Origin of the sequence: Azospirillum picis, assembly GCF_017876115.1 — a bacterium.
Lineage (GTDB): Bacteria > Pseudomonadota > Alphaproteobacteria > Azospirillales > Azospirillaceae > Azospirillum > Azospirillum picis.
Genome location: NZ_JAGINO010000002.1, coordinates 417,198 through 438,936, shown reverse-complemented (window position 1 = coordinate 438,936; position 21,739 = coordinate 417,198). Strand labels below are relative to the sequence as shown.

Sequence of the window (21,739 nt, the reverse complement as noted above, 5' to 3'; positions counted from 1 at the left end):
AACCATGTCGCAGACCGGACCGGCCAGCGGGCCGAACGCCATCCTCGTCGTCAACGCCGGCTCCTCCAGCCTGAAATTCTCGGTCTTCCGCGACCGGGCCGACGGGGATCCGGTGGTCGTCATCAACGGCCAGATCTCCGGCATCGGCACCCAGCCGGAGTTCGAGGCCAAGGACGCCGCCCGCCGGCCGCTGGCCGGGAAGCGCTGGGGCGCCGACGAGCCGGGCGACCGCACCGCGCTGCTGCGCTACCTGCTCGGCTGGATCGAGGAGCATCTGGAGGGGGCGACGCTGATCGCCGCCGGCCACCGGGTCGTGCATGGCGGCGTGCGCCATGCCGCCCCGGTGCTGCTGACGGAGGCGGTGATGGAGGAGCTCGACGGCCTCGTGCCGCTGGCGCCGCTGCACCAGCCGCACAACCTTGCCGCCATCCGCGCGCTGGCGGAGGCGCATCCCGGCCTGCCGCAGGTCGCCTGCTTCGACACCGCCTTCCACCGCAACCAGCCCTGGCAGGCGCAGATGTTCGCCATCCCGCGGGAGCTGACGGAGGAAGGGGTTCGCCGCTACGGCTTCCACGGCCTGTCGTACGAATACATCGCCCGCCGCCTGCCGCAACTGGCGCCGGAACTGGGCGATGCCCGCGTCGTGGTGGCGCATCTCGGCAGCGGCGCCAGCATGTGCGGCATCCATGGCGGGCGCAGCGTCGACAGCACCATGGGCTTCACCGCGCTCGACGGCCTGCCGATGGGCACCCGCTGCGGCGCCATCGATCCCGGCGTGCTGATCTACCTGATGCGCAAGGGCATGGATGCCGGCGGCATCGAGAAGATGCTCTACAACAAGTCGGGCCTGCTCGGGGTTTCGGGGCTGTCCAACGACATGCGCGCCCTGCTGGAGAGCGCCGACCCCCGCGCCCAGGAGGCGGTGGAGCTGTTCTGTTTCCGCATCGCCAAGGAGACGGGGGCGCTGTCCGCCTCGATGGGCGGCATCGACGCCTTCGTCTTCACCGCCGGCATCGGCGAACGCTCCGCCCCGGTGCGGGCGCGCGTCGGCGACAAGCTGGCATGGCTCGGGGTCGAACTGGACGCCGCCGCCAACGAGGCGAACGCGTCGCGGATCTCGGCGCCCGGCAGCCGCCTGCCGGTCTACGTCATCCCGACCGACGAGGAAGGGATGATCGCGCTCCACACCCGCAAGCTGCTGACCGGGCGGTGATGGGCGAGGGGGCTGCCTGTGGCCCCCTTCCCAACATCCCGCTGGAGCGAACCCGCGGGCGGTGCTAGGTCCACACCCGGAACCCACTTCATTCCGGGGAGCCCGTGGTCCGGCCCTATTTGCCGCTGAACGCGTTGCGCGCCTTCGAGACGTCGGCGCGCCATCTCAGCTTCACCCGCGCCGCCATCGAATTGTGCGTGACCCAGGCCGCCGTCAGCCATCAGGTGAAGCTGCTGGAGGAGCGCCTCGGCGTGAGCCTGTTCCACCGGCTGCCCCGCGGCCTTGCCCTGACCGACGAGGGGCGGGCGCTGCTGCCGACGCTGGAGGACGCCTTCGACCGCATCGGCGGACTGCTCGACCAGTTCGAGGGCGGGCGCTTCCGCGAGGTGCTGACGGTCGGGGCGGTCGGCACCTTCGCCGTCGGCTGGCTGCTGCCGCGGCTGCCCAGGTTCCGCGAGGCTCATCCCTTCGTCGACCTGCGCCTGTCCACCAACAACAACCGCGTGGACATCGCGGCCGAGGGGCTGGACTACGCCATCCGCTTCGGCGACGGCGCATGGCACGGCACCGACGCGGTCCGCCTGTTCGACGCCCCGCTGTCGGTGCTGTGTGCGCCTGAAATCGCCCGGCGGCTGCGCGAACCGGCCGACGTGCGGCGCGAGACCCTGCTGCGCTCCTACCGCTCGGACGAATGGCTGGGCTGGTTCGCGGCCGCCGGCGTGGAGCCGCCGGCGGTCAAGGGACCGGTCTTCGACTCCTCGTCGCTGATGGTGGAGGCGGCGATCCAGGGAGAGGGGGTGGCATTGGCGCCGCCCGCCATGTTCCGGCGCCCGTTGGCGCTCGGCCTGATCGAGCAACCCTTCGCCGTCACCGTCCTGAAGGGCGCCTATTGGCTGACCGCGCTGAAGTCGCGGGCCGAGACCCCGACCATGCGCGCCTTCCGTGACTGGTTGTTCGCCCTGGCGGCGGACGGCGCCGCATGATCCTGCGGTCAGGCCGCCCGCCAGCCCGTGGTGAGGCTCAGGACAGCGTGACGCGGCGCGGCCGGGCCTGGACCTCCTCCTGTCGGCGCCAGAAGCGCAGGCGCAGGCGCGGGGCCAGATACCAGGCGATCGGCGCCGCCAGGATCAGGCTGAGGATCACCACCGTCGGCATCAGGCTGATCGCCTGCTCGGAAAAGCTGGGAACCGACAGCACGAGCAGCGTGCCGATGCCGAAGACGACGCCCTGGGTCATTCCGTAGATCAGGATGGCGAGGCGCAGACGTGTGGACATGTGATGGCTCCGGTTGAAGTGGGTGGTGCAAAGACCGTTTCCTCTTTCAACCGGAGCGGATCGCAATTGTTCCCGGCGCCATCGCGCCGGGTTTTGCCGAATATTTTGCGTTCGTATGCGTATGAGACCCGGGAGTGTGGCCGGTTACCTGTTGGCCCGCCACCACGCCATCAGGCCGGTGGTGGAGCTGTCGTGGGCGCCCGGCGCCGGGCCGTTCTCCAGCTCCGGCAGGATGGTGTTGGCGAGCTGCTTGCCCAGCTCCACCCCCCACTGGTCGAAGCTGTTGATGTCCCACACGACGCCCTGCACGAACACCTTGTGCTCGTAGAGCGCGATCAGCGCGCCCAGGGCCGCCGGGGTCAGGCTCTTCATCAGGATGGTGTTGGATGGCCGGTTGCCGGGGAAGACGCGGTGCGGCACCAGCGCCTCGACCTCGTCGGCCGGCTTGCCGGCCTTGGTCATCTCGGCCCTGACCTCGTCGGCGGTCTTGCCGCGCATCAGCGCCTCGGCCTGGGCGAAGACGTTGGACAGCAGGATGCGGTGGTGGGCGCCGGCCTCCGCTCCGATCGGGTTGTGGCTGGCGGCGGCGGCGACGAAGTCGCAGGGGATCAGAGAGGTCCCCTGGTGGATGAGCTGGTAGAAGGCGTGCTGGCCGTTGGTGCCGGGCTCGCCGAACAGCACCGGCCCGGTCTGGTAGTCGACCCGCTCGCCGCCGCGCGTCACCGACTTGCCGTTGCTCTCCATGTCGAGCTGCTGGAGATAGGCCGGGAAACGGTGCAGATACTGGTCGTAGGGCAGCACCGCGTAGGACGAGGCGTCCCAGAAATTGCGGTACCAGACGCCGAGCAGCGCCAGCAGGACCGGCATGTTGCGGTCGAGCGGGGCGGTGCGGAAATGGTCGTCCATCGCGTGGGCGCCGGCCAGGAACTCGGCGAAGCGTTCCGGCCCGATGGCGATCATGATCGGCAGCCCAATGGCCGACCACAGCGAATAGCGGCCGCCGACCCAGTCCCAGAAACCGAACATGTTGGCGGGATCGATGCCGAACTTGCGCACCTCCGCCTCGTTGGTGGAGACGGCGACGAAGTGCCTGGCCACATGCGCCTCGTCCTTCGCGGTCTCCAGGAACCAGCGGCGGGCGGAATGGGCGTTGGTCAGCGTCTCCTGCGTCGTGAAGGTCTTGGAGGCGATGACGAACAGCGTCGTCTCCGGGTCCAGCCACTTCAGCGTCTCGGCCAGGTGGGTGCCGTCGATGTTGGAGACGAAGTGCAGGGCGACATGGGCATGGGCGAAAGGCTTCAGCGCCTCGGTCGCCATCACCGGTCCCAGGTCTGACCCGCCGATGCCGATGTTGACGACGTCGGTGATCGGCTGGCCGGTGTAACCCTTCCAATCCCCGTCGCGCACCGACTTGGCGAAGGCGCCCATCCGCTCCAGCACGCCGCGCACATCCGGCATCACGTCGCGGCCGTCCACCGTCACCGGACGCTCGGCGCGGTTGCGCAGCGCGGTGTGCAGCACGGCGCGCCTTTCGGTCAGGTTGATCGGCTCGCCGGCGAACATGCGGGCGCGGGCGCCTTCGACGTCCTGCTGGCGCGCGAGGTCGAGCAGCAGCCCGAGCGTCTCGCCGGTGACGCGGTTCTTCGAGTAGTCGAGGAACAGTCCCGCCGCCTCCAGCGAGAAGGCGTCGAACCGGCCGGGATCGGCGGCGAAGAGCTCGCGCATGTGGGTGTCGGCCATGGCCTGGCGGTGCCGGGCGAGTGCGGCCCAGGCGGGCGAACGGGTCAGCGCGGTCATGATGCTTTGGACTCCTTGACGTCAGCGGTCCTTTGACGCGGCGGACGGAGCCTAGCACCGACCGGCGGCGGCGGCCACGAGCCAAAACGCGGCAGTCGACGCCGCTGTTCGGCCTATGCGGGGCGGCCGAAGCCGCAACCCGTGCGGCCTTGCGCCTGTTGTTTGGGGCGAGGGCTGTGGACACCAGAGGAGGAATGCATGTCCGATAAACCTGCCGTCCCGACACCGGATGACGACGACGACCGCCGCGAGCGCGAGGGCGACGACCGCCCGGATCAAGTCGGCATCATCCCAGGCAAGGTTCCGGGCCGCCCGGTCAGCCCCGGCGACCCGCGCTTTCCGGGAAGCCAGCCGGATCTGGCGTGAGGGCGCTGTTGCCCCCTCCCTAACCCTCCCCACCTCCGGTGGGAGAGGGGACTGCCGCCGAACCCCGACAAGGCTCCCGCCCCCTCTCCCGCGAAGCGGGGGAGGGATGGGGAGGGGGAAAGCAGGCTGGAGGGATCGTCAGCTCCCGCCGTCGATGGTCTGCGTGGGAGTGACGCCGGCGGGCTTGCCGACCAGCACGGTCAGCAGCTTGGCCGGGTCGAGCAGCCGCTGGGCGACGCGCTTCACGTCGGCCTGCGTCACCGCGTTGATGTAGCGGTCGCGCTGGTTCAGGTAGTCGATCCCCAGATTGTCGCGCTTCACCTGCAGCAGGACGCGGGCGATCGCCGAGGTCGAGCCGAGCTGAAGCGGGAAGGAGCCGGTCAGGTAGGTCTTGGCGTCGGCCAGTTCCTGCTCGCTCACGCCGTCGCTGGCCATGCGCGCCCATTCCTGGCGCATGATGTCCAGCGCCTGGCCGGCCTTGGCGTTGACGGTGGAACCGCCGGCCAGCACCATCGCCGAATGGTCCATCGGGATCAGGTAGCTGTAGACCCCGTAGCTGAGGCCGCGCTTCTCGCGCACCTCCTCCATCAGCCGCGAGCCGAAGCCGCCGCCGCCGAGCACGTAGTTCATCACCGTGGCGGTGTACCAGTCGGGATCGTCGCGCTTCACCCCCGGCTGGCCCATCAGCATGACGGTCTGCGCGGTCGGGCGCTGGATCAGGATGGTCTGCCCCAGCCCCGCCATCGTGGCGTCGGGAACCTGCGGCACCTCCACCTTGGCCGGCAGGCCGCCGAACACCGTGTCCAGCGCCTTGCCCAGATCATCCGGGGAAATGTCGCCGGCGGCGGCCACCACCAGCCGCTCGCGGCCGAACTGCCGCTTCACGAAGCCGCGCAGGTCGTCGGGCACGATGCGGGGCAGGCTCTCCAGCGTGCCGCGGATCTCGTCGCCGTAGGGATGGCCGGGAAAGGCGGTGGCGTAGAACTGCCGGCGCGAGACGTAGTTCGGGTCGGCGAGGTCGCGCCGCAGGCTGGACGTGATCGACGCGCGCATCCGGTCGAGCGACTCTTGCGCGAAATGCGGTTCGGCCAGGGCCAGCCGGGTCAGCTCCAGCGCCTCGTCGCGGTGCTCGGTCAGGGTGCGCAGCGATCCGCTGAAGCCGTCGCGGCCGGCGTCGAAGCCGAGCGAGATGGCGCTGTCCTGCAGCCGCGCCTGGAACGCCTGGGAATCGAACGGTCCAGCCCCCTCGTCGAGCATGGTGGAGACCAGGTTTGCCAGTCCCTCCTTGCCCTGGGGGTCGGTGCCGCCGGCGCCCTCGAAGCTCCATTCCAGGGCAAGCACCGGCACCTTGTGGTCCTCGACCAGCCATGCCTCGATGCCGCCGGGGCTGACCACGCGCTTGATGTCCATGGCGTGGGAGGGGGCGACCACGGCGACCACCGTCAGGAAGAACGCCGCGATGCCGGTGCGCCAGGGGCCGGTGCGCAGGGAAGTGTGACGGGCGCTCATCCTCAACTGTCCTTTCCGCTCAGCGGCAGCAGCAGGCCGGTGACGTGGTTGGTGTTGCTCAGCACGGCACGGGCGGCGGCGTTGACCTGGTCGGCGGTGACGGCATCGATGTTGACCGGCCAGTTCTCGACCTCGTCGATGGTCTGCCCGGTGGCGAGTGCCGCGCCGAGCGTCTGGGCCGGGCCGGTCAGGCTGTCGCGGGCATAGGCGGCGGCGGCGAGCATGCGCTTGCGGGCGGTGGCGACCTCCTCCTCCGTCACGCCGCCCTTCAGCAGCGTGTCGACCTCCGCCCACAGGGCGGCCTCCAGCTTGTCCATCTCGACGCCGGCGGCCGGGCTGGCGCCGACGCTGAGCGTCGCCATGTCGTAGGCGGTCGGGCCGTAGCCGAGCCAGGCCGAGGTCGCCAGCTTCTGGTCGACCACCAGGCTGCGGTAGAGGCGCGAGGTGGTGCCGCCGCTCATGATCTCGGCCAGCACCTGCAGCGCATAGGCCTGGTGGTCGGGGTCGAGGCGGTAGGAGGGGGCGACCCAGGTCCGCCGCACCGACGGCTGCCGCACCTCCGCGTCGCGCAGCACCACCTGCCGCGACGAGGTGATCGGCGGCTCCTCCACCCGCTTGCGCTCGGGCACCGGACGGGCGGGGATGGCGCCGTAATAGCGTTCGGCCAGCGGCCTCAACTCGGCCGCGGTGACGTCGCCCGACACCACCAGCACGGCGTTGTTGGGCGTGTACCAGGTCTTGTAGAAGCCCTCGGCCTCCTCGCGGGTCAGGGTCGCCATCTCCTGCGGCCAGCCGATCACCGGGGTGCCGTAGGGATGGTGGAAGAACAGGGTGGCGTTGATCTGCTCGCCGATGCGGTCGGCCGGCTCGTTCTCGATGCGCTGGCGCCGCTCCTCGATGATGACGTCGCGCTCCGGATAGACCACCGCGTCGGTCAGCTTCAGGTTGGCCATGCGGTCGGCCTCCATCCGCATCACCATTTCCAGCCGGTCGCGGGCGACGTTCTGGTAATAGGCGGTGTAGTCGTAGGAGGTGAAGGCGTTGTCGCGCCCGCCGTTCTTGGCGATGATCCTGCTGAACTCGCCGGGGGCGATCACGTCGGTTCCCTTGAACATCAGGTGTTCGAGGAAATGTGCGATGCCGGACTGGCCGCGCTGCTCGTCGGCGGCACCGACCTTGTACCACACCATGTGCGTGACGACCGGGACCCGGTGGTTGGGGATCACCACCACCTGCATCCCGTTGGACAGGGTGAAGCGTTCGGGGAAGAACACGCCCTTTTCGGCGGCCTGGGCCGGCTTGGCGCCGATGGGCAGCGCCAGCCCCGCGACCGGCGGGGACTGGATCAGCGGGGCCGCGGCGGTGAGCGCCAGGGCGAGCAGGCCGGCCGAGGCGGCGCGGCGCAGGTGTGGAGAGGATGGTGACCGGGCGGGCATGGGGGCTCCCGAACTAGGAGGGCCGAATCGAAAGGGCGCCCGTCCGCATGGAAGGGCGCCCCCGGAAACTGGTGTGACGGTCCGCGCAGGACAAGGCTGGCCTTAGAACAGGCCTTCCAGCGGCGCCTTGCGCTTGCGCTCGATCGTCGGGGTGGTGGCGCCGGTGACCGGCTTGCCCTGGGCCTGGGCCTCGCGCAGGCGCTGCTGCTCCTTGGCCGGGTCGACGATGGAGAAGGGCTGCTCCTGGGTCTGCCAGAACAGCAGCGAATCGATCCAGCTCTTGTCGGCGACGATGAGCTGGGTGGTCTCCTGGTCGACCTTGGCGCGGATGCCGGGGTCGATGCCGTCGCGCGAACCGGCCTGGGCGATCAGCGACTTCTCGCCGGTCGTGGCTCCGGCCGCCGCCGCGCTGCGCCCGCCGCCACCGAACAGGGCGCCGGCGGCGACATTGGTCGGCGTGCTGTCCTGCGGGCGCAGGGCGCCGGGGCGCGGCTTCGGCAGGTCCTGCATGCTGGGCGGCAGGGTCAGCGGGGCGCGGGAGACGACGGAGAACTCGTCGGGACTCTGGCGGTCGAGACCGATCGACCGGCGGACGTCGGAGCAGCCGGCGAGCGCCAACGCCGCAAGCGCCAACCCGATGAGCGGAAGCCGGGCCAACGGAAGCCGATTCCGGGTGGAGGAGGGGGCGGAGGATATGCTGGTCACGTTCGGAGAATCCCGTCGTCAGTCACGTCGTTGGTCACCGGGTCTGCGGGCGCCCGACCCGCGGGATGGGCCGCGTCGCAGGCGCTCGCCGGCGGTTATAACCCCGCCGGCGACGGAACTCTTACGACTTTTCGCGGCCGGCGAACAGCCCGTCGAGCAGCAGCAGCAGCACGCCAACGCTGATTCCGCTGTCGGCGACGTTGAAGGCCCAGAAGTGCCAGCCGCCGGCATGGAAGTCGAGGAAGTCGACCACCGCGCCGAAGCGCAGCCGGTCGACGACGTTGCCGACGGCCCCGCCGATGATCAGGCCGATGGCCAGCCCGACCAGCAGGCGCTCCGCCTGGCGCAGCCAGAACACCAGGCAGACGGCGATGACCGCGGCGATGGCGCTCAGCACATAGGGCATCAGCGCGCCGCCGCTGGCGAAGGTGCCGAAGCTGACGCCGTAGTTCCACACCAGCACGAGGTTGAAGAAGGAGGTCACCTCGATGACGTGCGGCACCGGCTGCATCACCTGCTCGAGGATCCACCATTTGCTGAGCTGGTCGAGCAGCACCACGGCGGCCGCGACGATCAGCCCGAGCAGCGTGAACGATCGGCGTTGGTCGGAGACGAAGGCGTTCATGTGGCCATGTGTCCTCCCTCTCCCCCCCGGGGAGAGGGTCGGGGTGAGGGGGATGCGCGGCGAGGGGCGTCCGGCGGCCGGATCCCCCTCACCCTAACCCTCTCCCCGGGGGGGAGAGGGAATAGGGCCGCGGTTGCGGCGAACCGCCTCACGCCACCGCGTCGGAGCAGCGGACGCAGAGAGTCGGGTGGTCGTGGACGCTGCCGACCTCCTCCAGGACCTTCCAGCAGCGCTCGCACTTCCCGCCCTCGGCCAGCGCCGGGGCGACCGCGATGCCGGCGACGTCGGGCAGGGTGAAGGCCCCCTCGGGCGCCGTCCCCTCCGTCACCTCGATGGCCGAGGTGATGCAGACGTCCTGGAAGTCGACGTCGGCCAGCAGCGCCCTGGTCGCGGCGTCGACATAGACGGTCGGATCGGCCTGCAGCGACGAGCCGATGGTCTTGTTGGCCCGCTCCAGTTCCAGCGCGCCGGTGACGACGCGGCGGACGTTGCGCACCGCCTCCCACTTGGCGGCCAGCGCGTCGTCGCGCCAGCCGGCCGGGATCTCGGGGAAGCCGCGCAGGTGCACGCTTTCCTCGGTCCAGCCCTCGCCGTCCTTCAGGCCATCCGGGCGGGCCAGCCACGCCTCCTCCGCGGTGAAGCAGAGGATCGGGGCGAGCCAGGCGGTCAGCGCCGACAACAGGTGCTCCATCACCGTGCGGACCGAGCGGCGGCGCACCGAATCGACCGGGTCGCAGTAGAGGCTGTCCTTGCGGACGTCAAAGTAGAAGGCCGACAGTTCCACCGCACAGAAGTTGTGCAGGGCCACGAACAGGGCATGGAAGTCGTAGGCCTCGACCTTCTCGCGGACCGTGGCGTCCAGCTCGGCCAGCCGGTGCAGGACCCAGCGCTCCAGCTCCGGCATCTCCGCCGCCGCGATCCGCTCGGCCGGGCTGTAGTCGGCGAGCGCGCCCAGCAGGTAGCGCAGCGTGTTGCGCAGGCGGCGGTAGAGGTCGGCCTGGGTCTTGATGATCTCCTTGCCGATGCGGAGATCCTCCGAATAGTCGGAGTTGATGATCCACAGCCGCAGGATGTCGGCGCCGTACTGGTCGCAGATCTCCTGCGGGCCGACGGTGTTGCCCAGCGACTTCGACATCTTGCGGCCCTGCTCGTCGAGCACGAAGCCGTGGGTCAGCACCGCGTTGTAGGGCGCGCGGCCGCGGGTGCCGCAGCTCTCCAGCAGCGAGGAATGGAACCAGCCGCGATGCTGGTCGGAGCCTTCCAGATAGAGGTCGGCCGGCCAGGCCAGCTCCTCCAGCCGCTGCTCCAGCACGAAGGCGTGCGAGGAGCCGGACTCGAACCAGACGTCGACGATGTCCTTGACCTGCTCGAACTCCTCGGCGGCATAACCATTGCCGAGGAAGTCCTGGGGATCGCGGGCGAACCAGGCGTCGGCACCCTCCTGCTGGAAGATGTCGGCGATGCGGGCGAACACCGCCTCGTCGCGCAGGATCTCGCCGGTCGACTTGCGGACGAACAGCGCGATCGGCACGCCCCAGGCGCGCTGGCGGCTGATGCACCAGTCGGGACGGCTCTCGATCATCGAGCGGATGCGGTTCTCGCCCTGCTCGGGCACCCAGCGGGTGTCGGCGATCGCCTGCAGTGCCACCTTGCGCAGGTCGTTCGTCTCCATCGAGATGAACCACTGCGGCGTGGTGCGGAAGATCAGCGGTGCCTTCGACCGCCAGCTATGCGGGTAGCTGTGGCGGATCGAGGCGGTCGCCAGCACGGCACCAGCCTCCTCGAAGGCGGCGAGCACGGCCTTGTTGGCCGGACCCGGCTTGCCCTGGTCGGTGTAGACCGCCAGCCCGGCGAACAGCGGCACATGGGCGTAGTAGCGGCCGTCCTCGCCGACCGACTGCGGCACCTCGATGCCGTTGGCCTGGCCGAGGCGGAAGTCGTCCTCGCCATGGCCGGGGGCGATGTGGACGAACCCCGAACCGGCGTCGGTGGTGACGAAGTCGCCGGCCAGCAGCGGCACCTTGAAGTCGTAGCCCTTGCCGTTCAGCGGGTGGCGGCAGTGGGTGCCGGCCAGGCGCGAGCCGGGGAAGCGGTGGAGCTGCTTCCACTCGGTGACGCCGGCCTCCTTCAGCACCTGCTCGGCCAGCGCGGTGGCGAGCACCAGGCGCTCGCCGGCCACGGCCTTGCTGCCTTCAGCGACGGCGGTCACCTTGAAGGTCGCGTACTCGATCTCCTCGCCATAGGCGATGGCGCGGTTGGCCGGCAGCGTCCAGGGCGTGGTCGTCCAGATGACGATGCTGGCCTCGTCCACCTCCGGCGCCGACGCCCCCCAGACCGGGAAGCGGGCGAAGACGGTGGTCGAGGTGTGGTCGTGGTACTCGACCTCGGCGTCGGCGAGCGCGGTCTTCTCCACCACCGACCACATCACCGGCTTGGCGCCCTTGTAGAGGCCGCCGTTCATCGCGAACTTGTGGATTTCGCGGGCGATCTGCGCCTCGGCCGGGAAGGTCATCGTGGCGTAGGGGCGCTTCCAGTCGCCCTCCACGCCCAGCCGGCGGAACTCGGCGGCCTGGATGCCGACCCACTCCTCGGCGAACTCGCGGCATTCGGCGCGGAACTGGATGATCGGCACGTCATCCTTGTTCTTGCCGGCCTTGCGGTACTTCTCCTCGATCTTCCATTCGATGGGCAGGCCGTGGCAGTCCCAACCGGGGACATAGTCGGCGTCGAAGCCCTGCATCTGGCGGAAGCGGACGATCACGTCCTTCAGGATCTTGTTGACGGCGTGGCCGATGTGGATGTTGCCGTTGGCATAGGGCGGGCCGTCGTGCAGCACGAACTTCTTGCGGCCCTTGGCACCGGCGCGCAGCTTGCCGAACAGGTCCATCTCGGCCCAGCGCTTCAGCAGCTCAGGCTCCTTGGTCGGCAGGCCGCCGCGCATGGGGAAGTCGGTGCGGGGCAGGAAGACGGTCGATTTGTAATCGCGGGTCATGTCGGATCCCTGAGGGAAAGCATTACCGTCGGGCGGCGGAAAGGGGGCCGCCCGAAGCACAGAAGGTCTCGATCCCGGCCCTCCTCAGAGAGCCGGGCCGGTAATTCGCGCGCTAAGCGCAAGGATCCGCAGCGAGACGTCCATCGCGCCGGATATTAGCGGCGTGTGCGGTGCGGTCAAGGACGGCGGCGCGCCGTCGCGCTACGGCGCGCGGGTACCATGACGCCCGAAAAGAAGGGGAAGGAGCTTCTGCGTGATCCCCTTTGCGGGAACAGTGCGGGCTGGTTGTCAGGCCGACGCCGACCACCCTGCCCGTAGAGGACGCCGTTGCCTTGGAGGCCGTTCAGCCGGTCGTCCCGATACCCACCGTGGAACGTATCGTTTCCAGTGTACCCAATGACCGTGTCGTTGCTGCCAAGAGCGGGCACCCTCCAATCGCCAACGTAAGGCCCGGATGCCGGCACCTGGGCCGAGTTGTTTTGCGACAGCGAATCATCGTTATTGAAGATGAGGAACCCAGCAAAAATACTGCTTACGAAATGAATAATTAGAAACCAAAGTATCATGGGTTCAAGGATCAGCATAATAGGGTATATTTTCTGGTGCAGATAAATCTCTGGTGGACATTTGAAATTTTCATGGAGCCATGAGAAAATGCGATGAGGTTTCCAGAAAATGGAGCGCAGACAAATGGATGTTTCAAAAACGGGAGGGAAGGCCTACGACATCCAGGGGTCGGCGGTTATTCGGCAGACGGGTGGGGCTTCCCCGGCCTCTCCTTCAGTCAAGAGCGGCGGTGGTCGCGCAATGGGGCCGGTGGATACGGTGTTCCTCTCCGAACAGGCGAGCCGCGCCCTGAGCGTCGATCTCAGCGCGAAGGCCTTCAGCATGGGGGCGACGGCAAGCCCCGAGCTCGCCGCCGCCGTCAAGGACATGGACAAGATCATCCCGGCGATGCAGCGCCATGGCGAGGAAGCCAGCCGCTACATGGAAAAGCTCAGCGCGCTGGCGCGCGACAAGTTCGGGTTGGGCGACAATGTCAGCATCATGACCAGTGGCGCCGGCAACGCCATGCTGGACAATCTCGCCAAAGAGAACGGGCTGGAGAAGCCGGAAATTCCGGAAATCCTGAAGGAAAGCGGCCTGCTGAAGGATGACTCGGAAGCGGACGCCCAATCCCGGACCGGCCTTCTCAGCCTGAGCGTCACCGCGGCCGGCGACCCCGATTTCGGCAAGCGCATGGACCTCGCCTTCGACCGTCAGGCAAAGGTTCCGGCGGACAAGCAAACCCTGGTTGCCCTGACGAATGGCGATCCGGCAACGGCGGGCACATCGAACAGCATCAAGAACGGGGTGCTCGCCGGACTGACCGACCTGGGCGCGGGTGACGGCGCCAGTCTGTTCGCGATCACCGATGGCGGCAAGGATGGGAAGGCCACGGTCGCGGCGTCGATCCGCTCGGTGGGGATGAACGACCGGGTCGACAGCTCTGCGCTCGACCTCTTGAAAATGATCGGGAACTATCTCCCGGGCTGACGCCGGCGGCCGGGCGGCATGGCGGGACAGGAAGGGCGGCAGCTTTCCCTGCCCCGCAAGCCTTCAGCTCATGCTCGTCTTGCCGCCATGCGCGGCCGACCAGCCCACCGGGTCGTGCAGGAACTTCTCGACCTCGGACAGGGTGTTCTCGTCGAAATAGCGGTTGTCGCGCGCGACCTTCAGCACGTCCCACCAGGTGCACAGCGCGTGCAGGCGCACGCCGATGGCGTCCATGTTGACCTGTGACTGCGGGAAGATGCCGTAGTGGAAGATCACGAAGGTGTCGGTCACCTGGGCGCCGCCGTTGCGCAGCGCGGTGACGAAGTTCTCCTTGCTCTTGCCGTCGGTCGCCAGGTCCTCGACCAGCAGGACCCGCTGGCCCTCGGTCAGCAGCCCTTCGATCTGGGCGTTGCGGCCGAAGCCCTTGGGCTTCTTGCGCACATACTGCATCGGCAGTTCCAGCCGGTCGGCGATCCACGCCGCGAAGGGGATGCCGGCCGTCTCGCCGCCCGCCACCGCGTCGATGGCCTCGTAGCCGATCTCGCGCTCGATGGTGGCGACCGCGAAGTCCATCAGCGCCTTGCGCGCCCGCGGGAAGGAGACGATGCGGCGGCAGTCGGTGTAGACCGGGCTCGCCCAGCCGGAGGTGAAGATGAAGGGCGTCTCGGCGTTGAAGTGCAGCGCCTTGATCTCCAGCAGGATCTTGGCCGCGGTGGCGGCGATGGTGGCCTGGTCGGGCAGGGTGGACATGACGGAAGGCTCCGGAAAACGGGAAAGCTCGCGCGTTGCCCTTGTGTAGCGGCGCGACCGCGGATTCGCAACGGCGGCAGGAGTGGGGCCGCGACGGTGCGCAGCGCGGCGGGGGATTTTCTCCCGTCCGCAATGCTGGCAGTCTGTCGGGGTCCTTCAATCGACGGAGGTGGGCGCATGAAGATCCTGACCTGGAACATGCAGGGGGCGGGCAGCAACGAGGAGACATCCAACGCGTCGGACGTCCTGACCGCCCTGCACAACGGCATCGACATCCTGCTGCTGCAGGAAACCGGCGGCTATCCTGACTGGGGTCTCAAGCCGACCAACTGCGGCGGCGTGACGCTGATGGAGGGCGAGCGGAATTTCGGCAGCAGCCGGTGGCCGAAATGGGCGCACATCATCTGGTACGATTCGACCGCGAACACCAAGGCCAAGCACGACCGGTGCAGCATGGCGGTGATTGCGACCAATTACTCCGGCCGGTACGGCGTGGTCTCCCACCACAGCGACGGCCTGCGCCCGCTGATCGGCATCAAGACGAACGACGGCATCTGGGCCTACAGCATCCACGCGCCGTCGGGGAACCACAAGTCGGCGTCCGGCGTCGCCGCCAGCCTTCTTTCGGTGATCTCGAAGGAGAAATACGTCTGTGCCGGCGACTACAACTGTTCCCCGGCCGACATGCAGTGGCGCGGCTATGCACCGACCTGGACGGCTGGACGAACGCACCAGAACGGCAACACCCTGGATTTCGCCATCGGCAACAAGGTGGCGGTGACGGCCTATGCCGGCGGCAGCTCGATGCCGGCCTTCGTCTCCGACCATTACAGCCGCTGCTTCGAGGTGCAGTGACCGGCCCGCTGCCGGGCCAGTCACGAGCGAAACGGTCACGAACGGGCCGATCACGGTTGGGGCGGGACGAGCCTCCCAGGGCGCCGCCGCCGGCCGGCCCGGCCTCCCTCCCGCCTCCAGTCAGCGGCCGGTGCCGCTGCGCACGCTGCCGAGGAAGCGGTCGACCTGCGAGCGCAGCAGGCCGGCCTGCGTCGACAGTTCGCCGGACGAGGCGAGCAGCCTCGACGCGCCGCCGCCGGTTTCCGATGCCGCCTGCAGCACGCCGCCGATCGACGCAGACACCTCGTTGGTGCCGGCCGCCGCCTGCTGGACGTTGCGGGCGATCTCCATGGTCGCGGCGTTCTGGCCGTCGACCGCCTGGGCGATGGTGCCGACGATGGCGTTCACCTCGCCGATGGTGGCGGCGATGCTCTGGATCGCCTGCACCGCGTCGGCGGTCGCCGTCTGGATCTCGGCGATCTGCTGCGAGATGTCGCCGGTCGCCTTGGCGGTCTGGTTGGCGAGGCTCTTGACCTCGCTGGCGACGACGGCGAAGCCCTTGCCGGCCTCGCCGGCGCGGGCGGCCTCAATGGTGGCGTTCAGCGCCAGCAGGTTGGTCTGGCCGGCGATGGAGTTGATGAGGTTCACCACGTCGCCGATCTGGTTCGCCTTCGACGACAGGCCGTCGACGATGCGGTTGGTCCCGTCGGCCTGCTGGGCGGCCTGCTTGGCCTTCTGCGTGCTCTCGCCGATCTGGCGGCCGATCTCGGCGATCGAGGCGGCCAGCTCCTCGGCCGCCGCGGCGACGGTCTGGACGTTGACGGACGCCTGTTCCGACGCCGCGGCGACGGTGGTGGCCTGCGTCTCGGTATGATCGGCGGTGGTGGCCAGCGTCTGGGCCAGCGCCCGCACCTCGGTGGAGGAGGCCGATACGCTTTCCACCACGCCCTTCACCTCGCTCTCGAAGCGGTCGGCGAGCGCCGCCATCTCGGCGCGCTTGCGCTCCTCGGCGGCATGCTCGGCCTCGGCCTGGCGGTGGCGCAGGCCGTCGGCCTCGATGGCGTTGGCCTTGAAGACCTCGACGGCGCCGGTGATCTGGCCGATCTCGTCCCGGCTGTCCGACGGCGGCACGGCGACCGACAGGTCGCCGCGGGCCAGCGTCAGCATGGCGTCGGTCAGCCGGCGCAGCGGCCGCAACGCCCCCACGGTCCACAGGCCGAAACCGGCGGCGAGCACGGCGGCGACGGCGCACAGCGACAGCATCAGCGTCTGGAAGCCGCTCGCGACCATCCGCGCCCGCGCGGCGATCTGCTGGTTCTTGCGTTCCTGCAGGTCGATGAAGGCGTTGATCCGCTTCAGCCATTCCGTGAAGGCCGGACGGACGTCCTGCATCAGCGCCCGCTGGGCGCCGGCCATGTCCTCGGCCTTGCGCGCGGCGATCACCGCCTTGGCTGCCGGCAGGGACTTCGCCTCGATCTCCTTGATGCCGGCCAGCAGGGAGCGCTCCTCCGGCTCGATGTCGGTCATGCTGGCGAACATCGCGTCGAGGGGGCGGGCGGCCTCGTCGTAGAAGGCGGCCAGCCGGTCGATGTCGGTCAGCGTGGCCGAAAGGACGGCGGCATCCGAAGCCAGCACCACGTCGCGCAACGCGATGGCGCGGTCGTGGACGCTGCCGCGGAAATTGATGGCGTAGCGCTGCTTGACGCTGTTCACGTCGTTGATGCGGTTCAGGTCGGAATCGATCTTGTGCACCTCGCGCACGCCGATGACCGTCAGGCTGACAAGAAGCAGAAGCACCGCGCCATAACCGAGAAACAATCGCGTGCGTATCGTCGCGTGCCGGGACAGAAGCATATGGGCCACCCTGTGAAAGTTAGCCCTGCCGGCTAACGGTAAAAGTCTACCCCACAATTGCTAACGATTTTAGGGTGGAGAGCAAATTGTTCCGGCTGCCCGTCAAGGCAAGGGCAAGCCCGCAACCAGGGGCACGGGTTGCGCATCGCGGACGCCGCCGCAATATCGGACGGACCGCCGTCCGAACCGGCGGGCGGCCCGACTGCCGCTCCGGAACTATCAGGGAACCGCCGATGCCGCTCCATTCCTCTGCCCGCCGGCCCGCGATGCCGCGGCGCAAACCGCTCCGCCCCTTCGCCGCGGCCCTGCTGTTGTCGGCGCTGTCGCTGCCGGCCCTGGCCCTTCCCGTTCTCCTGCCGTCCGCCGCAAGGGCGCAGGCGCAGGATGCCGGCGGCGGGAAGGAGGGGGCTGCCGGCGGCGCGGCGGACCATGCCCGGGAGGAGGACCGCGGCTTCGATCCGCAGCGCAGCGTGACCCGCCACACGCTGCCGCTGCCGGGCGGTCCGCTCGCCTACACCGCGACCGCCGAGTTCCTGCCGCTGCGCGACGGCGCCAAGGAGGAGCTGGCGGCGCGGATCTTCACCGTCTCCTACACGGCCGACCCGCCGGCCGGCTCACCGGCCAATTCAAGGGCCGACCCGTCAAGGGCCGACTCGCGGGCAGCGGAGCCGCCGGGCTCCGGAAGCCCGGCGGGCGCCCAACGGCCGGTCACCTTCGTCTTCAATGGCGGCCCCGGCGCGGCTTCCGCCTACATGCATCTCGGCGCCGCCGGCCCCACGGTGGTGGCGTTCGGGCCGGACGGGACGCTGCCGCCGCCGCCGGCACCGCTGGTCGACAACCCCGACAGTTGGCTGGCCTTCACCGACCTGGTCTTCGTCGATCCGGTCGGGACCGGCTTCAGCCGGGCGCTCAAGCCCGACGAGGCCGAGAAGCGCTTCTGGTCGGTTGAGGGCGATGCCCGCTCGATGGCCGAGACCGTCCGGCTGTGGCTGACCCGCAACGGCCGCTGGTCCTCGCCCAAGTTCCTTGCCGGGGAGAGCTATGGCGGCTTCCGCATCGCCAAGATGGCCGACGAGCTGATCGACCAGGTCGGCATCGCGGTCAACGGGTTGATCCTGGTCTCGCCGGTCGTCGATTTCGCCGCCATCGACGAGGACGGCATCCTCGGCCCGGCCTGGAAGCTCCCGGCGATGGCGGCGTCGGCCGCCGCGCTCGGCCGGGCGCCCGGCACCCCGCAGGAGGCGGCGGCCGCGGCGGAGCGCTTCGCCCTCGGGTCCTACCTGACCGGGTTGGCCGGGCTCGACTACGGCCGGCTGGAGGAGGCGGAGGGCTTCTTCGCCGAGGTGGCGCGGATCACCGGCCTGCCGGTCGAGACGGTGCGGCGCCAGCGCGGACGGGTGCCCATGGGGGTCTTCACGCGCGACCTGCTGCGCGACCAGGGCCGGGTCCTCAGCATCTACGACGGCACCTTCACCGCGCCCGATCCCGATCCGGGAGCGGCCCGCATCCCCTTCGACCCATTCCTGAAGGGCACGGTGCCGACCTACACCACCGCCTTCGCCGCCTACGCCCACGACGCTCTGGCGGTGAAGACCGACGCCCCCTATCGCCTGCTGAGCGACCGGGTCAACCGGAACTGGGACTGGCCGCGCATGTCGGTGCCGAGCGCGGTCGATGCCCTCCAGACGGCGCTGACCCTGCAGCCCTCCCTGCGCGTGCTGATCGTTCATGGCCGCACCGACCTGATCACCCCCTACATGGCCTCGCGCTGGGTGGCGTCGCGGCTGGAGCTGCCGCCGGACGGCCGCGACCGGGTGGCGGTCACCGTCCATCCGGGCGGACACATGATGTACACGCGGCCGGAGGGACGGGCCGGGCTGGCGGCCGACGCGCGTGCCCTGATCGAGAGCGCCTTGCCCAAGCCGCCGGAGCCCGGCCGACCGGCCACAGGCGGCCGCTGATTCCCGCCCTGACCCCCGCTCTGATCGCTGCCGTGTGACGGAAACGGAAAAGGGCGCCCCGGCGGGGGCGCCCTTTTCCGTTCGTACCGCCGACCGTGGTTAGAACAGGCGCAGGATCGACTGCTGCGACTGGTTGGCGAGCGAGAGGGCGATGGTGCCGAGCTGCTGGCGGGTCTGCAGCATCAGCAGGCTGGCGCCTTCCTCGTTCTGATCGGCCAGCGTCAGCTTGCTGGCGCCTTCCGTCAGCACGTCGCTGAACTCCTTGGTGAAGCTCTCGCGGGTCGTGATGATGTTCAGGTTGGTCGACAGGTTCTGCGAGGCCGAGCGGATCGTCGACTTGGCATGGTCGAGACCGGCGACCGCCTTGTCGATGTCGGCACGGTCGGTCCAGTCGTTCTGCGCACCGTCGAGCTGCAGGCCCTGGCCGCTGGTCGACAGGTTGACCGCGTTCACCGTGATCGAGTTGGTGTTGCGCTCGTTCAACTGGACGGTGATGTCGTTGGAGGTGTTGGCGTCGGAGATCTGCTTGGTGATGAGGTTCGCCGAGCAGCCGGCCGACGCCGCCTGCATGATCGTCTTCTGGTCGATGTTGAGGCGGACGGTGCCGCTGTCGAAGGCGTAGGACTGCTCGCCGTTCGCCAGCTTGGCGTCGCCCTGGGTGTTCATGGCGTCGCGGGTGATCTGCGACCCGTTGGAGTTGGTGACTTCGAGTTGCAGGTCGACCTTCTTCTCGATGGTCGAGATGCCGTTGCCCTGGTTGTTGGCCGTTTCCAGCAGGCGGCGGTCGACCGTGAAGGAGACGACGGTACCCGAGGCGAAGCTCTCCGAGATGTGCTTGGTCAGCGCGTTGGTGGCGCTGGTGGTGATCCCCATGTCGCGCACGACGCCAGCCGTCTGCTGGCCAGTCAGCCGGATCGTGCCGGAGCCGCCGATGCTCACGCTCTTGACGTCTTTGCCCTCCAGGCGGCCGCCGGCACCCATCGCGTTGTTGATCGAGTTCGCGAGCCGCGTCGCGACGTTCTTGGCAATGTCTTGGCCGATGGCCACGTCGCCGGAGGTTGCAGCATAGCTGAAGGACTGGCCCTCCACCGAGATGGTGAAGATGTCGCCTTCCTCGATCGTGCCGCTGACGTTGATGTTGGCGACCTGCGCCTGGCCGGACTTGGCCGGCTTGACCTGCTTGGCCTCGATCGACTGCGTGTTGTCGAAGTAGGAGATGGTGCGGCTCTCGTCGCCCTCGCCGACGATGATGTCGCGGGTGCGGCCGTTGGCGCCGCGCACCTCGATCGTGACGTTGGAGAAGCTGCCCATCGTCGTCGACATCTTGCCCGACAGCTTCAGGCCGGTCATGCCGTGCGCGTTCTCGGTGTCGGAGATGTCCCTGGTCTTGCCTTCGATCGAGCCGTCGCCCTTGACGCGGATCGAGTAGGTGTCGGCCCGGATCACGTTGGTGACGCGGGCGTTGTCGAGGCCGGTGATGGTGTTGACCGAGGCACGGGACTCGCTGGTGCTGTCCATGCTGAGGCCGTTGCCGTTGATCAGGTTCTTGCCGCCGTAGCCGCTGTCGGAGGCCAGCTTGTCGATCTGATCCTTCAGCGTGTTGAACTGGGCGGCCAGCGCCTTGCGGGTGGCGATCGAGGAGGCGTCGTTGCCCAGCGCCGCGTAGGCTGCGGTGGTCAGGCCCTTGGCCTGGTCGACCAGCGAGTCGATGGAGGTCAGGCCCTTGTCGGCGGCCTGGATGGTGCTGATCGACTGGCCCATCGCGTCCTTCAGCGACGTCAGGTCGCCGGCGCGCTGGTTCAGCCCCTTGGCGGCGAAGAAGGAGGTCGGACCATCCAGGGCCGAGTTGATCTTGTTGCCCGTCGACAGGATGTTCTGCTTCTTGTCGATCTGCGACTGCGTGCTCTGCAACTGGAGCAGGTTCGTGCGCATCGAGGCGGTCAGGGTCACATTACCGGCCATGGTCCTAGTCTCCTTCTGAGGCTGCCCCCGCTCTTGGTCTTTGACCGGCGAGGCACCGTACGTTTTCCTGGCTCTCCCCTTTCAAGTGCCGTGCCAATTGCGCAAATATCTATTAAGCAACTGATATTAAATCATAAACCTGAGAGGCCGGCAAAAAGCGCACGGCAGCCCTGGCGGTACTCGGCCCCGCTGTCCGAAAAAGATTCCCGGAATCTTTTGCCGGGAGACGGACGGAACTGCCGATGCGGCCGTTCCGGCGATTTCGCCGCGCACGGGTTGCGCGGACTTCCCAGCGGCGGACCGGCACGGCTATGGTCGGGCTCGGAACAGTCCCCAAAGACCACTCGACGACGCGTGACGCGTCACACATGGGAAGGGAGAAGCATCATGACCGGTCGGATCGACGCGCGCCTGGCGGAGCTGGGCATCGAGCTGCCGCAGGCGGCGGCCCCGGTGGCGGCCTATGTGCCCTACACCCGCTCGGGCAACACGCTCTACATCTCGGGCCAGGTCACGGTCTGGAACGGCGAGCGCAAGTTCGTCGGCAAGGTCGGGCAGGAGTTCACGCTGGAGCAGGGCAAGGACGCCGCGCGCCTGTGCGCGCTCAACATCCTGGCCCAGGCCAAGGCGGCGCTGGGCGGCGACCTCGACCGCGTCACCCGCGTGCTGCGGCTCGGCGGCTTCGTCAATTCCGGCCCGGACTTCCATGACCACCCGCTGGTCATCAACGGCGCCTCGGAGCTGATGCGCGACGTGTTCGGCGAGGCCGGCCAGCATGCCCGCGCCGCGGTCGGCGCCCCGTCGCTGCCCGGCAACGTGGCGGTCGAGGTCGACGCGATCATCGAGGTGGCGTAAGCGGACGGCCCGCGCTTGCCGCATGGCGGCCGGGACTTACTTGCCGCGCCGCGGCATGCGGCCTACCTC

17 protein-coding genes are annotated in these 21,739 nt (G+C 68.8%); 7 read left to right on the top strand and 10 right to left on the bottom strand.

Features of this window, described 5'->3' with window-relative positions; all coding sequences use genetic code 11:
- Positions 1 to 4: 4 nt before the first annotated feature.
- Positions 5 to 1,213 carry an acetate/propionate family kinase gene (locus J2850_RS04520; protein WP_209979171.1) on the top strand — a complete coding sequence of 403 codons (1,209 nt, stop codon included), beginning with the start codon at positions 5 to 7 and terminating at the stop codon, positions 1,211 to 1,213.
- Between the two features lie 104 nt (positions 1,214 to 1,317).
- Positions 1,318 to 2,196, top strand: a complete 879-nt coding sequence (locus J2850_RS04515; RefSeq protein WP_209979168.1) for a LysR family transcriptional regulator — start codon at positions 1,318 to 1,320, stop codon at positions 2,194 to 2,196.
- Positions 2,197 to 2,233: 37 nt separating this feature from the next.
- Here the strand turns inward: J2850_RS04515 and J2850_RS04510 are convergent, their stop codons facing one another.
- Entirely contained in the window at positions 2,234 to 2,488 is a 255-nt protein-coding gene (locus J2850_RS04510) for a hypothetical protein (protein WP_209979166.1), read from the bottom strand.
- Positions 2,489 to 2,632: 144 nt separating this feature from the next.
- Complete coding sequence (gene pgi, locus J2850_RS04505; RefSeq protein ID WP_209979164.1) at positions 2,633 to 4,285, bottom strand: glucose-6-phosphate isomerase; 1,653 nt, start codon at positions 4,283 to 4,285, stop codon at positions 2,633 to 2,635.
- A gap of 198 nt (positions 4,286 to 4,483) precedes the next feature.
- Here pgi and J2850_RS04500 point away from each other — a divergent pair, with 198 nt between their 5' ends.
- Positions 4,484 to 4,651 carry a hypothetical protein gene (locus J2850_RS04500; protein WP_209979162.1) on the top strand — a complete coding sequence of 56 codons (168 nt, stop codon included), beginning with the start codon at positions 4,484 to 4,486 and terminating at the stop codon, positions 4,649 to 4,651.
- A 138-nt stretch (positions 4,652 to 4,789) separates the two neighbouring features.
- Here the strand turns inward: J2850_RS04500 and J2850_RS04495 are convergent, their stop codons facing one another.
- From J2850_RS04495 to ileS, 5 genes are all read right to left on the bottom strand, one after another.
- The gene (locus J2850_RS04495) at positions 4,790 to 6,160 is read right to left on the bottom strand and encodes a M16 family metallopeptidase (RefSeq protein ID WP_209979160.1); all 1,371 of its coding nucleotides are present in this window, start codon (positions 6,158 to 6,160) and stop codon (positions 4,790 to 4,792) included.
- 2 nt (positions 6,161 to 6,162) lie between these two features.
- Complete coding sequence (locus J2850_RS04490; protein ID WP_246512794.1) at positions 6,163 to 7,596, bottom strand: M16 family metallopeptidase; 1,434 nt, start codon at positions 7,594 to 7,596, stop codon at positions 6,163 to 6,165.
- A gap of 102 nt (positions 7,597 to 7,698) precedes the next feature.
- On the bottom strand, positions 7,699 to 8,253 hold the full coding sequence (locus J2850_RS04485) for a DUF3035 domain-containing protein (RefSeq protein ID WP_211113761.1): 555 nt from the start codon (positions 8,251 to 8,253) through the stop codon (positions 7,699 to 7,701).
- A gap of 169 nt (positions 8,254 to 8,422) precedes the next feature.
- On the bottom strand, positions 8,423 to 8,926 hold the full coding sequence (gene lspA, locus J2850_RS04480) for a signal peptidase II (RefSeq protein WP_209979156.1): 504 nt from the start codon (positions 8,924 to 8,926) through the stop codon (positions 8,423 to 8,425).
- A 148-nt stretch (positions 8,927 to 9,074) separates the two neighbouring features.
- Positions 9,075 to 11,918 carry an isoleucine--tRNA ligase gene (gene ileS, locus J2850_RS04475; RefSeq protein WP_209979154.1) on the bottom strand — a complete coding sequence of 948 codons (2,844 nt, stop codon included), beginning with the start codon at positions 11,916 to 11,918 and terminating at the stop codon, positions 9,075 to 9,077.
- A 690-nt stretch (positions 11,919 to 12,608) separates the two neighbouring features.
- On the opposite strand from ileS, the gene J2850_RS04470 reads away from it, so the two are divergent.
- Complete coding sequence (locus J2850_RS04470; RefSeq protein ID WP_209979152.1) at positions 12,609 to 13,454, top strand: hypothetical protein; 846 nt, start codon at positions 12,609 to 12,611, stop codon at positions 13,452 to 13,454.
- Between the two features lie 63 nt (positions 13,455 to 13,517).
- On the opposite strand, the gene J2850_RS04465 is transcribed toward J2850_RS04470, so the two are convergent.
- The gene (locus J2850_RS04465) at positions 13,518 to 14,204 is read right to left on the bottom strand and encodes an orotate phosphoribosyltransferase (RefSeq protein ID WP_209979150.1); all 687 of its coding nucleotides are present in this window, start codon (positions 14,202 to 14,204) and stop codon (positions 13,518 to 13,520) included.
- Positions 14,205 to 14,381: 177 nt separating this feature from the next.
- Between J2850_RS04465 and J2850_RS04460 the strand changes: the two genes are divergently transcribed.
- Positions 14,382 to 15,059, top strand: coding sequence for an endonuclease/exonuclease/phosphatase family protein (locus J2850_RS04460; RefSeq protein WP_209979148.1), 678 nt, complete (start codon positions 14,382 to 14,384; stop codon positions 15,057 to 15,059).
- 120 nt (positions 15,060 to 15,179) lie between these two features.
- Here J2850_RS04460 and J2850_RS04455 read toward each other — a convergent pair whose 3' ends face one another.
- Entirely contained in the window at positions 15,180 to 16,892 is a 1,713-nt protein-coding gene (locus tag J2850_RS04455) for a methyl-accepting chemotaxis protein (RefSeq protein WP_209979146.1), read from the bottom strand.
- A gap of 233 nt (positions 16,893 to 17,125) precedes the next feature.
- On the opposite strand from J2850_RS04455, the gene J2850_RS04450 reads away from it, so the two are divergent.
- Positions 17,126 to 18,853: a S10 family peptidase gene (locus tag J2850_RS04450; RefSeq protein WP_246512793.1), complete on the top strand. Its 1,728-nt coding sequence runs from the start codon at positions 17,126 to 17,128 to the stop codon at positions 18,851 to 18,853.
- Between the two features lie 99 nt (positions 18,854 to 18,952).
- Here the strand turns inward: J2850_RS04450 and J2850_RS04445 are convergent, their stop codons facing one another.
- Positions 18,953 to 20,815: a flagellin N-terminal helical domain-containing protein gene (locus J2850_RS04445; protein WP_209979144.1), complete on the bottom strand. Its 1,863-nt coding sequence runs from the start codon at positions 20,813 to 20,815 to the stop codon at positions 18,953 to 18,955.
- Between the two features lie 387 nt (positions 20,816 to 21,202).
- Between J2850_RS04445 and J2850_RS04440 the strand changes: the two genes are divergently transcribed.
- On the top strand, positions 21,203 to 21,670 hold the full coding sequence (locus J2850_RS04440) for a RidA family protein (RefSeq protein WP_209979142.1): 468 nt from the start codon (positions 21,203 to 21,205) through the stop codon (positions 21,668 to 21,670).
- The last annotated feature ends 69 nt before the right edge of the window (positions 21,671 to 21,739 follow it).